Genomic DNA, 14,428 nt, shown 5'->3' on the forward strand with positions numbered 1-14,428 from the left:
CTGAATCTAGCGCGTCTGCCAATTCCGCCACGACCGCATATTTGATTACTTCCAATTGAGTCGCTAAGTTGTTTTCCCGGCGACAAGGAATATAATATCACGTCATTATAGGTATCGTCAACACTTTTATAAACTTTTTGAAATTATACCTTCTTATTTCTGCTGCAAGGCAGTTGGCAGGTTTCCCTCCCCGCTGCCATGCAGTATTCCAGTATATCCGGTCAAGTCTCAGGGACTGTTCTTGGCTCATCTGCAGGTTGAATCATATAGCTGCGACTCAGCTTTACAACACGCCGATTCCGCTTGCGAATCATGACATACTCATCATCCCATGCAACCACGAATCCCCGAACATCGTTCATCTCCAGTATGTCCCTAATGACTCTGACAAATGTTCCTTCCACTCGATAACGATCAAGCTCCGATTCCTCCATCATCGTGTAATTCACACCTCCGCTATGTACAACATGCAAGGCCTGCCATCATCAGCAGGCCCCACACATACGCATGCTTCATCTCAATAGCCCACATGTTCCTTCGTATCGTTAGTTTCAAACCAGTAGTCCAATACCTTGGCAGACATGACACGCTTGTTAATATACGCAACTTGTTGCGCAGTAAATTTCCCTGTCCAGCTCACCTGCAGCTGATCGCACAGCTTTACGATCGTCAGCAGTTCTGACCAAGCGACATACCTTTTGTACCAGAAAAATTGAGGGTGTTCGATCATATACGGGTACAAATCATCGAATTCCGTGTGTTTGCATGCTAGTGCCCGTTCAAAATGGTTTTTAGCCTCCGTCACTTTTTCTTCCAAAAAGCGAGCCGTTCGTTCATCCACCATCTGCGTTGCCCCCTCTCACCATCTTATCTTTTATTATATGCCAAAGTGGTGAATGGAGAAAAGCAGACAATTCTTTTCATCAACTGAAACTAAATGGAGCTTTGAAGCGTCTAACTATATAAGAGGGTTATTTTAGCTTATTTCTTATTATTTACTGTTGATAACTAGTTCATAACGTCCAAATTGGCAATTGATTCAAATTCCGTATATAGGGTAATATGTTCTAGGCCCGTCGCGAGGCGGTAGAGGAGGATTTACGATGCGGCGATCTACTCGGCAACGCAGTATAACCATTGTACTGGCTGCAGTCATGATGATGTGGCTGCTTCAAGGATGCACTTCACAGGAGCATAGCATCCCCCCAATTGAAACGGATACACCTTATTCGCACCAAAAAGATTCTCAGGTGAAGCCAGATGAACGCAAGCCTGTAGGAAAACAAAACGAGAAAACCGAAATTGCATCACCAAAGAACCAATCCTCTCATAACGGTGATTCTACATATACGGATCAAGCCTTTGATCGTGCACACCCTCAATTGAAAGGCATTATGCTTGCTTCGAACAATGACGCGGTTAAGGAGCTATGGGGAGAACCTGAGGAGCATTATGTCATGGATGATACCGATCCAATTGACGTGTATCAATACGAAGGCTTCTCTTACGGATGCAAGCAGGATGGGAGAATCATATTTGTTGAAGTATCTGGCGAGGATACCTCGACAGGAATTCAGGGTTTAACGATTGGAGACAGTGAAGCTACCGCCTCCAAGGTGCTCGGACGTCCAGATCATGATACAGATTATGTGTGGAGCTATGAATTAAAGAACTGCCTGTTGAGACTTGATTTGGATCCGACGACAAACAAGATCCAAGCAGTTAAGCTATTTTCCAACGAGCGCGTATAATGGACACTATAATAAATGAAACGCCTTGATTCCACGTGGAGTCAAGGCGTTTTATTGGTTCGCATCCGATAACGAATGATAAAGTATGTGATGGTGCCTCCTACCGCAAGCACTACAAGACCACCGAACAGAATCGGGTTCCCCTTCGAGTGAAGCCATCGCACCGCCTCACGCCAATGATTTCCCACAATATGTCCAATCGTTAGAAATGTAGCCACCCACAATAATGCACCTGATCCGGCCGCAAAAAGATAAGTTGTCCATTTCATTCTGGACATCCCCGCCAAATAACAAGTCAAATGACGAAGTCCCGGCACGAAATAGCCGAACACAATACTCCAACTTCCATATTTCTGAAACCAGCGCTCTGTCCGTTCAACTCGCTTCGGCGTCAACTTCAACTTCTTCCCGTACCGATCCAGCAAGGGTTTGCCCACCCGACGACCAACTATATAACTGATGAACATCCCGGTCATACTCCCCGCAAGACAGACAGCGAAGGCAGGTGCGTATTGAAATGGTCCATTTACCGTCAAGCTGCCTACAAAGACCATCAGCGTCTCATCCGGTACAGGGATGCCGATGATGCCTAGAGCAAGCAACATAAATAAAGCTATGTATCCGTAATGGGACAGCGCCCACATAACTGTCTGCACCGTAAGCCCCCCTCCCGTAATTCGATATCTATTTTATCATAACCATGCAGTCATGTCCGAACCTACTTGCTCATATTTTATAGTAATGCGTACAAGCTTGGCTGGCAAGGAGGCGTCTTAACGTTGAGAAAAGCAGTGTTAGTTATGCAAATTGCATTCACGTATATTGGAACCGTCGTGGGGGCAGGGTTTGCGACCGGACAGGAAATATTGCAATTTTTCACAGCTTATGGGTGGTGGGCTCCCCTTACCATCGCGTTGTCGACAGTGCTGTTCATCTGGCTGGGCACGAAGCTGATGCTCCTGTCTCATGACATCAAGGCTCGATCATATGAGGACATTAACCGCATGCTGTTCGGAGATCGGATTGGCGGAGCAGTCAGTCTATTCACGATGGTCATTATTATTTGCGTCAATAGTGTAATGCTGGCAGGAGCAGGATCCGTGTTCGTGGAGTATTTGCATTTGAATTACCAGATTGGTCTGCTGCTTACATTGGTTAGTTCCTATTGGTTCGTCAGCCGGGGCATGGGCGCCATCTTGAAGCTGAACTCCATCGTTGCACCTACAATGCTTACGTTTACCTTGTTCATCATCATTCATACCATCCAAATGCCAAATGCTGCTCAAGCACTAACGCTGAGCACAGACAAGGCCTTCTATGCAGCATGGAGTGCGCCGCTCTTGTATGGCGCCTTTAATTTAGCAATGGCACAAGCTGTTCTCGTCCCGCTTGGAGCTTCGATGCCGAACAAAAGAGTGATTCAACTTGGGGGCATTATCGGAGGCGTACTAATTGGATTAATGCTGCTTTCCGGACATTTTGCGTTGGCTGTGTACATGCCCGGTATTACGCAATTCGATATTCCCATGGGCCATATTGCATCCGGACTAGGCGTATTCATTCAATTGATTTATGTCATGCTTATTTTTTCCGAGATCTTTACAACCTACGTTGCCGATGTGTATGGGATTACCCTGCAGATGCATCAACGTACAGGAATTCATCCGAAACTCCTTATTATCATGATCATGCTATTTTGCTTTCTGTTCAGTCAATTTGGCTTCAAGCCGCTGGTATCTCACCTGTATCCAATCTTTGGTGTGTTCAGCCTTGCTTGGATATACCTGTTAATTCGTTCATCTGGACAGCGTCCGACTCATACTCATCGTCCGCCGACCGACACTCCATTTCCTGCATCGCTGCCACTGCAGCCTGCACGTCAGAAGCATCCAACTTCTCCACCTGAGAGCTAACAACAGTGAACCTTATATCTTGTGCAAATAAGGCGCAGTCCCTCTACTGAAGGGAACCGCGCCTATGCTTAAGAGCTATATGCCAATCGTTGCATTTCTATCAACCGCACTTCCGGCAATTCACGCTTTATCAAATCCACGACATGAGGATGGCAAGTCGTCATCATGACATGATGCGAATCGGAGAGCGCAATAAGCGCCTTCGCTGCCAATCCTAGCCGTTCCTGGTCGAAGTTGACTAGAATATCATCCAGCACGAATGGCACGGATGCCCGGTTCGTTAGCGCTTCTGCAAGCGCAAATCGAATAGCCAGATATACCTGCTCTGCAGTTCCTCTACTGAAATGGTGACTCCATACTATCTGACCATCCTGCCTTGCCAGCGCGATCGTCTTCTCGCCAAAGGGAATCAGCACGCGAGTATAGCGCCCAGCACTCATCTGCTCCATATAATGGGCAGCACGTTTCAGTACAGCAGGCTGCTTCTCCTCCTCATACAATCTGCGAGTACGCTGCATGAGTGTCTTGGCAAGCGCCAGAACTGCATAACGAGACGCTTGCTCGTCCAGCTTCGATTCCTGCAGCGCAATTTCCTGGTGATGGGAAGCCCCCTCCACCTCTTGCTTCAACCTCTCCCGCTCCTGCTCCAATCTTCCCTTGCGTCCTTCCAGCTCTCGAATCCGTGTATCCAGCTGTTCCATTTGATGTGCTATGGAAATGCATCGCTGCTCGAGCTCACGTCCATCATACCGAATCAACAGTTCCTCCATTGGTCGAAATGCCGTGCGTTCTCCTCCGCGATACAGCACTGCTTCCAGCTCCCGAACCTGCCGCTCCAGCTCAAGCTTATAGTTGTACGCATCAGCACGATGCAGCAATTCAAAACCGGTGTTCACGCCGGCTTCCAGAAGAAGCTTATTCATCGTCTCCTGCATCTGACTGGCATGAATATGCTTCTCCTTCCACTCATCATCTAAGGAACTGCTGTGAAGCAACAATTGCTGATATTCCTGCTCGGTAGCCTGTTCACGCTCGATTCGCTCCAGCAGCCGGAATAATCCACCTATCATTGATCCTGACAGAAGCTCCACGCCCTCATCATGAGCAGCGACTCCGTAATGGAATACAGCTTCAGTCCCTTCTTCCTTCGAACCAGTGTCATTCGCCTTCATCGCTTGTTGAGCTCGAGTTGTGATCAGATGCTGTGCGGTATGCAGCAAGCTGTTGCAATCCTGCTCGAACAATTCCAGCTGGCCAAGAAGGCGCGCATGCTTCACAGCCGCGCGATGACGCTGCTGCTCCACTTCTTCGGCTTGTTCCCACCTTCTGCAATGTTCCTTTACCCCCTCAGGGGTGAGCCGTTCCGGAAGAGACTCTTGATCGAGCCATGCATGCCAATCGCGTAAGCGCCCTTCTTCTTTCTTATGCGCAGCATCCAGTTCCGCTGTAAGCAGTCGACAGCGTCGTTCAGTCACAATCACCGTCTCATACAGAGAACGACAGCGTTCTTGTACATGTAATCGTTCACGATGCCAGGCTCCAACCTCTTGCGCAGTCCTTCTTAGTTCATCGATGCCAGCATCGGGTATACTGCGTGCTGTGCTAGAGAGATAGGGCTGCAATAATTGACGGAGCGCCTCAGCATGCACACGGATTGCATGTTCCAATCCATCTTGCGCACTCTCGCTACGCGCCATCACATCCGCTCTGTCTGAAGAATGCGGTGAAAATTGTGAAGATACATATGCCATTACAGCGGTAGCTGCTAGGCCTACCAAGGCAATGACGAGAGCCATTAGCCATTGCTGTGCCATCCACCCGAGCCCGGCAGCCAGTAGGACTACACCTAATCCAAATCCATAGATAATGCGGGAGTGCATAAACTTCTGCGGACGCGGTACATTTCGTTTCCTTCGAGAATAGGATTCGTTATGTACTCGTTCAGGTGTAGATGTACGCTCCTTGCCGTCACTTGAAGCATTCCACACACGCACCGCATCTGCTAATGATTGCTCTGCGCGTGCGATATCTGCTGCGCTTCCCTCGTTTGGGGCAAAGCCACTGCCATTCACTCCAGCCGTCTCACAGCGTTCGAGCTGCCTCTTGGCATCATCGTACTCTTTGGCCGCAATCTCTGCCTCACGGACTGCATGCTCCATCCCGGCTTCTGATTGCGCGATTGCGAGACGACACGCATCCGCACGTCTCTCTGCCAACTGCGCCTGCTCCAAGTAGGAGGAAGTCTTGCTCGCCAGCAGCATCTCCGGTGTCCATGATGAATCCGTCTGACGAGAGAGCCGCCATAATTCAGCTTCGGCAGCATTGCATTCCACTTCAGCCTCTCCCGCTGCTTCTCGCCAATGTTGGACAGTATCCGTCAACTGTGCCAGCCGTCTTGTCTCCGACTCCAGATCTAGCAGCTGTTTGAACGGCTCCTTCCCTTTCTTACGGTCAGCTGCTGCTTGCCGCTTCTCTTCCATTCCTCTGCAAGCAGCTTCCGTATCAGCAAGCTTCCGGTCAAGCTCCCGCCACTGGGCAGCAAGCTCAGGCAGCCTTATTGACAGATCTGTCGGCTGTTCATCCAGCTCTTGCTTGGCGGCTATATAGCGAATCCACGTATCGGCCACACCGCTTGCGCGTTCAGCCTTAGCCAGTTCCTCCCGTTGTACAATCCGCTGCTCTACACACTGATTCAGTTCTAGCTCTATTCGAGTCAACTGCTCTTCTAACTCACTTAGCTTTCCCGCATGACGATGCGCTTCTCGCTGCACTCGTTCTAGCTTGTCCATCGTATGAAGGGTCTGGTTGATCAACTGATTGCGGCCCCTCGGCCGAAACAGTCCATCCATCGATTGCTGCAGCCAACGCTCCGCCTCAGTTATCCCTCTGCCGCCATACAGCCCTGTATCATATAAATAGGCCCCAACCTCGTCATCCTGGAGCGTTTGCAGCTCCTGCAGCTCATCGAGTGTTATGCCAAATAAGCGGCAGAAGAGTCCCGCATTCAATCCCCCTAACAGTTCATCCTCCAATTGAGATTGGCTGACATCTGTCAGAACTCCTGTTGCAGACACCTTACGGATACTCGTATGGAGCGAGCCATCCCGCTCCCACCGCTCAATCGTCCATTCGGCACCGCTTCGATCGAGCACGCTCATCCGTCCCCCATATACAGCCCCTTCGCTCGGCACATATCGGGAATGGCTGCTTCTCCGTTTCGACAATCCATACAGCATGTCCCGAATAAAATAGGTAATCGTACTCTTCCCTGCCTCATTAGGTCCATAGAGCAGCGTAATCCCCATATTCGAACCGCGTTCCGCAAGCGGGATTACCGCATCACGAAATCCTCCATACCCCATAAGGTGAATCTGTAATATTTTCATGAACGCTTCACCCCGCTCTGGAGCCACTCCACGGCTAACAGCATCGCTTCCCGCACCCATTCCTCCTGTGTCTCGCTGGATTGGGAGGCAAGCCAATTCCGCAAGCGTGGCTGCTGCAGAAGTGTCTCCAATGCTTCCTGAATCAGCGCTTCTCTAGCCGTATCATGCTGTTGTGCCTGACTCGCTATTCGGATCAAGTCTCCTGGGAAGCTATCAGTCGCCTCCCACTGCTCAACATCAATATCAGGTGTACAGCTGATGCGAAGTGCGATTGGCCACAGAATCCCTGACACCTCTTTATAAGAAGCATGGTCAAGCTCTTGTGCTTGCCATGCTTCCCTCCATTGTTCGGGGAAGGATTCCTGCTGCAGCGAGGCATACAAGGGCGTTCGTCCAGTCAGTTCCACACGAATCAGCGTTAATCGTTCCCCTTCTTCACCTTTCCAAGCTGCCATCTTCTCATCAAGCAGCTGCATGATAGATTGAAGTGAACTTATCCCACTAACATCGATCTGCTCCTGACGCCACCGAACCGTATCCAATGTTTCGAATTGCAGGCTGACATCACCAAGCTCATTCACATTAACCAGGTAGCAGCCTTTCGCACCTGTTTCTTTTACATGCCTGCCTTGTGTATTGCCGGGATATACAATATAAGGGGACTCATGCAGCACTTCTCTCTTATGAATATGGCCTAGCGCCCAATAATCATATCCCTTTTCCACAAGCTCTCTCTTGGAGCATGGTGCGTAGGGATCGTGTTCCGCACTTCCATCAACCGTTCCATGAAGCAGACCAATGCGGAACAGTTGATTAGCTGCAACTGTCTGCTGACTCCTATGTGTGGTCTCCTCTACGCTATCTGCATGCAACGTACATTCCTCATCAGGGAAAAGGACATTCCTCGCTTGCACAGCATTCCTTTCTGGACAATTGGGATACATCGCTGCCAAATTCTCGTATACCGCCATGTCTCCATAAGACATCCCGCATACAACTGCTACCGGCGAGGCATTCTTATTCGGAACAATAACGGCTTGTGGTTTATCCGTAGGGAAAACGGTCACATTGCTTGGCCACTCCCACTTCACCTCACGATGAAGTGGATCGTGATTCCCATGAATGATATACACGGGAATCCGATGATCCTGAAGCTGCTCCATCCCCCGCTGAAGCCTCCACTGCGCCTTAAGCGAGCGATCTCTGCCATCGTATAAATCACCGCTAATGACAACAAAGTCTACCTTCGCACGAATTGCTAACCGTACGAGATTGTCCCAGGCAGCGAACGTTGATTCGTGAACTTCTTCCTTCAGCTTATCCGGCAGAGCTTGTAGACCGCGGAAGGGGCTATCAACATGCAAATCCGCCGCATGTAGAAAACGAAACGGAATCAATGCCTCACCCCCGCTTCAATTGATAATGTAAATATTTGCGCTTCAATTCATTCACGATACGTGTTAGCGAATAGGTTTGCTTCGCCTTTGCCCATGCTGCCCGCGCAAGTTCATAGCGGAATGAGCCATCCATCATTGCTCTCTCCAGCGCATTACAGAGCGCAATCGGATCATCAGGCGGTACAAGCAGTCCATTCACCCCGTCTTCAATCTGCTCTGCTATCCCGCCAACATTCGTTCCGATGAGCGATAACCAGCAGAGCGCCGCCTCCGCAAATACAGAACCGAACGCTTCCGCCCGTGAAGGCAGCACAAAAATATCGAAGAACGGCATAAACTCCTCGGGATGAAGCATATAGCCGTAAAATATCGTCTCATCATATATAGACAGCTCCTGTGCGAGATGCTCAAGATCCTCCCGAATCGGCCCATCGCCGATAATATGAAGTACATAAGCATGACCCCGCCGCTTTAGCTCTGCACATGCCTGCAGCAGTACATCGAGCCCTTTGGCAGGGACTAAGCGGCACATCGTGATGAGTTGAGGCACTGCATTATCATGGGCGATCGGCTTGAATCGCTTCTCATCAAATCCATTCGGCAGAACCTCTATTCGATCCGCATCATGAACATAAGCCTTCAGATACGTCCGGAAAGAATCGGACACCGTCATCATCTCATCCACTTGAGACTCCAGCTCACGGTATAAGGATGTTAGAAATTGATGCTCCGGTCCATTGGGTTCAATCTTTCCATTTAAGATAAGCTCTTGTTCAAAGCTAGAGTGAACGGTCATAATTACAGGTGTATCCGGGTACAACTGCTTCATTACAAGTCCTACAATGGGATGATGTGCATGTATCAGATCATAGCGATTCGTAAGTCGCAGCTTCGACCACCAGACATAGTCGCGATACGTTTGAACATATTTCTGCACAATCGAACTATCCCCGTACTGCTTCCAATCGAAAGTATGAAAATGGACTTCTTCCTGCCCTTTGCCCCGTATTCGCTTCGGCAGCGAAAAGATCTCCATCTCCCAGTGGGGCGATTGAAATCGATCAAGTATATATGGAATCATAGAGGATACCCCTCCAGGCTGTTCAGGCGGAAAAAACAATGCTTGCAAAATATTCATGCGAGCGCCTCCTTCTTGTTCGCGCTTTTCGCCATTCAACCTTTATGATATATTAGAACATATGTTTCAGTAAAGAACCTTCCCAATGGAGCTGTCATTCATGACTCATTTGGCTAATTCCCTTTCTGAAGTGAACAATGTGATGGGATCAGTGTCTTCCTGTATCCTTTACATTACATTTATTATGATTCTGATGGCGATTCGTCTTTATATCCGTCAGCGATCACCAGCATATATTTTGCTCGTTATCTCCTTATTCCTTATGGCGGTGGAACGTCTGACTGATGTGGTTCGTCTGCCATTGCTGGAGTGGAACCCTCATATTTATAACTGGTTTGTCGGTGGCGCGACCTTGCAAGCGTTTTCCTTTGTTCTCATGAACATGGCGATATACCGGCTCTACAAGAGGCCTACTCGCGGATATCGGGTTCGCTTCTCAGCAATGCTGCTGGTCATCCCAATTGCGACGATGCTGTCTATTCCTTTTGACACGAATATCACACCTACCATCGCTAACGCATGGCCGCTGCTTCTATATCTTATGTTCGCAACGCTGTTTTGTTATGTGTGGGTAGCACCCAGAATTGGACAGCGTATCACTTATATATGCAGCTTAGCAGCTTACTTTGCCACGATTTTGCTTACATCTATGAATGCCTTGCTGTTTACATACAACAACAATCAGCTGTTCCTGTTGGAACGGCTACTCCCACTCGCCTATTACTCCCTATTGTTCTTCATCTTGTTCGAGCGCGTGGTCGAACTGCTTCATATGACTTATCGCACTTCCATTACGGATGGGTTGACAGGTCTATTCAATCGAAGACATATTATGAAAGTGATGCAGCAATATATCCACAACGAGTACAAAATTTCATTTATTTTTTGCGATATCGACAATTTCAAAAAAGTCAACGATACATATGGTCATGATCAAGCAGACGAAATCTTGAAGCAAGTGTCTCTGATTATTCGGGAAGAGGTGGAGGACTATGGCGTACCTGGCCGATTCGGAGGCGAGGAACTAGTGGCGTTGATTACGCATCGCAATGCCCGTACCGAGCAAATCGCTGAGTCAATCCGGCATCGCGTAGAACAGGAGACAACGGTAACCCTTAGCATCGGTCATAGTACGCTGCGCAAATATATGACTTCAGATGATATTGTACGAGAAGCGGATCAGGCGATGTACTATTCCAAAACTCATGGCAAAAATCTAGTCACAAATTATCTCCATATCCAGAAAGCCTCGGGCAATATGTCCTAACAATAAACAACGCCTTCTCCTGCATCTCCATGCAAGGGAAGGCGTTGTCCGTTGTTCCAGATTGAGCGCTATTCTATTGTACGTCTCTTTTGTTGAAAATGATGAGGGACAAGCCAAGAAGCACGATCATATACACGGCAAAAATCGTAACACTGAAACCGAAGCTCGCTTCTTTAAATGGAAGATTGTCTCCACCGTTGAAATACGGCTGCCAGTTCAAATTCGGGAAAATTAAATACTTGTACCACGGCTTGCCAGAGAAGAAGTATATCCCCGCTCCAACGACTGACTTCATCACAATCGGCACGGTAATGGCCAGACCCAAGCTGCGTGTCAGCACAGCTGCTGTCATCGCAAGCAGTGCATAGAACAGTACATCTGGAATTCGGAAGACGATATCTTTCAATATGGACGCCAGTGTAACATCTGCTGACATGAAGCTGAAGAAGATCATTCCGATCACAACACTGCAAATGACCGTGAATACATACACCGACAACAAGATGAGTACTACAGTAACCATCTTAGAGGTAAGTACCGTTGTGCGGCTTGCCGGTCTTATCAACAACTGCTTAATCGTTCCATCTCGATACTCGTCGGTAACGATTTGTGCAGCGACGACCATGATAAAGATGCCAATGAGGGAGCTGAACAAGAAGTTGACGTCGCTCACAAAAGCCATATATGGATATGGATCACTTTTGAAAATAAAGAACCGCATTGCAGCAGCTACAATTAACGTAATAACCGCGATAAACGCGTAAAAATAAGGCACTTGGCGCTTGCTGTTCGCCTTCATCCATTCATTTTGCACAAGGGATACGAAGTATCTCATTCAATACGTCCCCCTTTCGTCATGGACAAGAACGTCTCCTCTAATGTAGGCGCCACTGTGCGCACCTCATAAATGAGAACACCCGCTTGAACGAACTTCTGTACGGCTGTAGGAACCTCGTCATGCATCAGTTCAACTTTAACTGCACTGTCTTCCTCTACACATGCCTTCCAAGCTGTAGATGCCAGCACTTCCATCGCTTTCGCGGCATCGTCGACCACGAAGCGAATTGCCATTGCTTGAGATTGTTCGCCCTCTTCATTCGGATCAAGCGATCGTTCCCCGACAAACTTACCGTTCTGAATGATGAGCACTCGATCACACATGAGTTCAATCTCAGACAATAAGTGACTGGATACGAGAATCGAGATATTTTCCTTCTTCGCGAGATGGCGCAAATAATCACGCAGTTCACGTATACCGGCTGGATCTAGACCATTCGTAGGTTCATCCAATATCAAAATGGATGGGTTATGAAGCAGAGCCTGCGCAACACCCAGCCTTTGGCGCATCCCTAGGGAGTACGTCTTAACTTTCTTGTCCAGCGCATTTTCCAAATCTACCAGCTTCACAATTTCCTTAATGCGCTCCTCCGTAATCGGCTTCCCGCTCATACGTACGAAGTGCTGCAAATTTTTGCGCCCGGTCATAAATTTGTAAAGCTCTGGGTTTTCGACAATCGCGCCAACATGAGCCATCGCCTTCGCGCGATCGGTTCGAATATTATGCCCCTCTATTACAATATTTCCAGAAGTCATCGACATCAGGCCGACCATCATCCGGATCGTCGTCGTCTTCCCTGCTCCGTTCGGGCCAAGGAATCCATATACTTCACCGCGACGCACACTGAATGACAAATCATCGATAATCGTTTTTCCTTTTATCTTTTTCGTTACGTTTTGTAGTTCAACAACGACATCATTCACCATTCATCCGCTCCTTTCTCCTGTCTTACCTGGTTGTTCTCGTAGATGCGTATCTCTAGCTTCCCCTAGTCAAATTGTATCCATGAGTTGATCTTTCCAACCCCGAATCCTACCACATACTCCATACGTACAAGCTTACTATGACGTTTCGCAAAAGTGTCTTACATTATTGTAACCTGTACCTCCAATCACTACTAGAAAATCACAATGATGAATAAGAGATTTCATGCGGTTATTCCCTAAAGATTCAACGTTGCATCGAAGGCCAGCAGTCCGGTAAACTATACAATGCTGATTACTTATACCCATTCGGAAAGGAGCTGTAACATGTCCCTAGAAAAAACATACTACTCATTGCCTCAAGCTTATATTGAGCAAATGAAGCAGATGCTCCCTAAGGATGGGGATGCATTTTTGCAAAGCTATACAGAGCCGCGCACCTTCGGACTGCGTGCCAATCCCGTGAAGTGGCTGACACAGCCTGACGCTCGATCGCGCTCAGAGAAGCTATTCCAGCTGCGCCCCGTGCCTTGGTGCGAGGAAGGATACTATTACGAAGAGAGCTCGCGTCCTGGCAAGCACCCGTATCATGCAGCAGGCCTCTATTATATTCAAGAGCCCTCTGCAATGTCTGCAGTAAGCCTGCTTGATCCACAGCCAGGTGAATTCATCTTGGATTTGGCCGCTGCGCCTGGAGGGAAATCTACCCACATTGCAGGACGGATGCGAGGTGAAGGTGTTCTCATCTCCAATGAGATTCATCCACAGCGCGCCAAAATATTAGCCGAAAATATCGAGCGAATGGGGATCCCCAACACGATCGTCACCCAATCCGATCCACATGCTCTAGCCGCTAAGTTCCCGCAAGCCTTCGATCGGATTATGCTCGATGCCCCATGCTCGGGTGAAGGCATGTTCCGTAAAGATAACGATGCTGTCAAGGAGTGGTCTCCTGAGCATGTTGCCATGTGCGCGGCACGGCAATGGGATATTATTCAGGCAGCAGTAACGATGTTGAAGCCCGGCGGGACGATTGCCTATTCCACCTGCACTTTCAACCATCAGGAAAATGAAGGGATCATTGAAAAATGGCTTCAGCATTACGACCAGTTCAAGTTGATTCGCATGGAGCGAATTTGGCCTCATCACTCTGAAGGAGAAGGACATTTTGTAGCCGTGTTGCAGCTACAGGAGGGCGACTCGGAATCAATTGCTTCCACTAGCTCTACTAGCCGTCGCGGCAAGACTGCCCGCAAGGGAGGTGGAACCCGCTCCAACGAAGCGCAGACGGCATTTACACAGTTTGAGGCTTGGATGAAAGAGTTCCTACCTGGGATTCACTTGGCGCAAGGAATGCCCTTGCTGTTCGGGGAAGAACTCTATTGGCTGCCGCAGGGCAATGAATCAGCTGTTCAAGCACTACGAAGTGGAGAGACACTCCAAGGGCTCCGCATCCCTCGTGCCGGTCTGCATCTCGCTCATATACGCAAGAATCGTATTGAGCCCGCCCATGCACTCGCGATGTTCTGCAGTTCTTCAGAGGTAGCTGCTCAATCCATCTCATATGATGTGGAAGATCCGGCCGCGGAAGCCTATTTGCGAGGTGAAGCTCTGCTTCTTGAAGGAGAAAATGCGAATCTGAAGGGATGGACACTTGTCGCAATAGACGGATTGCCAATTGGCTTCGGCAAAGCATCAGGCGGCCAGTTAAAGAACCATTATCCAAAAGGATTACGCAAATAAAGTAGACTACCTTACAAGAACAGCATCATGCAAATAAAAGACCACTGATCTTGCACAATAGAATGCTCCTGA

At 48.6% G+C, this 14,428-nt stretch carries 12 protein-coding genes; 4 read left to right on the forward strand and 8 right to left on the reverse strand.

The features are described 5' to 3' along the window. Nucleotides 1-221: 221 nt before the first annotated feature. Both BBG47_RS22330 and BBG47_RS22335 read right to left on the reverse strand, forming a co-directional pair. Nucleotides 222-437: a hypothetical protein gene (locus tag BBG47_RS22330; RefSeq protein ID WP_065293558.1), complete on the reverse strand. Its 216-nt coding sequence runs from the start codon at nt 435-437 to the stop codon at nt 222-224. 80 nt (nt 438-517) lie between these two features. Next, entirely contained in the window at nt 518-844 is a 327-nt protein-coding gene (locus BBG47_RS22335) for a hypothetical protein (RefSeq protein ID WP_021260073.1), read from the reverse strand. A gap of 259 nt (nt 845-1,103) precedes the next feature. Between BBG47_RS22335 and BBG47_RS22340 the strand changes: the two genes are divergently transcribed. After that, a complete protein-coding gene (locus BBG47_RS22340; RefSeq protein WP_065293559.1) occupies nt 1,104-1,751 on the forward strand; it encodes a DNA uptake lipoprotein in 648 nt (215 codons plus the stop codon). 41 nt (nt 1,752-1,792) lie between these two features. Here BBG47_RS22340 and BBG47_RS22345 read toward each other — a convergent pair whose 3' ends face one another. Then, a complete protein-coding gene (locus BBG47_RS22345) occupies nt 1,793-2,407 on the reverse strand; it encodes a DedA family protein (RefSeq protein ID WP_021260075.1) in 615 nt (204 codons plus the stop codon). Between the two features lie 123 nt (nt 2,408-2,530). On the opposite strand from BBG47_RS22345, the gene BBG47_RS22350 reads away from it, so the two are divergent. After that, a complete protein-coding gene (locus BBG47_RS22350; RefSeq protein WP_254659892.1) occupies nt 2,531-3,664 on the forward strand; it encodes a YkvI family membrane protein in 1,134 nt (377 codons plus the stop codon). Between the two features lie 68 nt (nt 3,665-3,732). Here BBG47_RS22350 and BBG47_RS22355 read toward each other — a convergent pair whose 3' ends face one another. Genes BBG47_RS22355 through BBG47_RS22365 form a run of 3 tightly spaced genes read right to left on the reverse strand, consistent with a single transcriptional unit; the run spans nt 3,733 to nt 9,585 of the window. Beyond that, nucleotides 3,733-7,110, reverse strand: a complete 3,378-nt coding sequence (locus tag BBG47_RS22355) for an AAA family ATPase (protein ID WP_083189531.1) — start codon at nt 7,108-7,110, stop codon at nt 3,733-3,735. Further along, the gene (locus BBG47_RS22360) at nt 7,047-8,447 is read right to left on the reverse strand and encodes a metallophosphoesterase family protein (RefSeq protein WP_065293561.1); all 1,401 of its coding nucleotides are present in this window, start codon (nt 8,445-8,447) and stop codon (nt 7,047-7,049) included. Before BBG47_RS22360 ends, BBG47_RS22355 begins: the two co-directional genes overlap by 64 nt. Nucleotides 8,448-8,451: 4 nt before the next feature. Further along, a complete protein-coding gene (locus BBG47_RS22365; protein ID WP_065293562.1) occupies nt 8,452-9,585 on the reverse strand; it encodes a glycosyltransferase family 4 protein in 1,134 nt (377 codons plus the stop codon). A gap of 100 nt (nt 9,586-9,685) precedes the next feature. On the opposite strand from BBG47_RS22365, the gene BBG47_RS22370 reads away from it, so the two are divergent. After that, on the forward strand, nt 9,686-10,852 hold the full coding sequence (locus BBG47_RS22370; protein ID WP_065293563.1) for a GGDEF domain-containing protein: 1,167 nt from the start codon (nt 9,686-9,688) through the stop codon (nt 10,850-10,852). 73 nt (nt 10,853-10,925) lie between these two features. Here BBG47_RS22370 and BBG47_RS22375 read toward each other — a convergent pair whose 3' ends face one another. Both BBG47_RS22375 and BBG47_RS22380 read right to left on the reverse strand, forming a co-directional pair. Continuing rightward, nucleotides 10,926-11,687, reverse strand: a complete 762-nt coding sequence (locus tag BBG47_RS22375; protein WP_021253199.1) for an ABC transporter permease — start codon at nt 11,685-11,687, stop codon at nt 10,926-10,928. Then, the gene (locus BBG47_RS22380; RefSeq protein ID WP_065293572.1) at nt 11,684-12,613 is read right to left on the reverse strand and encodes an ABC transporter ATP-binding protein; all 930 of its coding nucleotides are present in this window, start codon (nt 12,611-12,613) and stop codon (nt 11,684-11,686) included. The genes BBG47_RS22375 and BBG47_RS22380 overlap by 4 nt, the downstream gene beginning before the upstream one ends. Before the next feature lie 327 nt (nt 12,614-12,940). Here BBG47_RS22380 and BBG47_RS22385 point away from each other — a divergent pair, with 327 nt between their 5' ends. After that, nucleotides 12,941-14,356 (forward strand): RsmB/NOP family class I SAM-dependent RNA methyltransferase, encoded by a 1,416-nt coding sequence (locus BBG47_RS22385; RefSeq protein ID WP_065293564.1) that lies wholly within the window; start codon nt 12,941-12,943, stop codon nt 14,354-14,356. Nucleotides 14,357-14,428: the final 72 nt, after the last annotated feature.

This window comes from Paenibacillus sp. KS1 (genome assembly GCF_001680695.1).
Classification (GTDB): domain Bacteria; phylum Bacillota; class Bacilli; order Paenibacillales; family Paenibacillaceae; genus Paenibacillus_B; species Paenibacillus_B suaedae.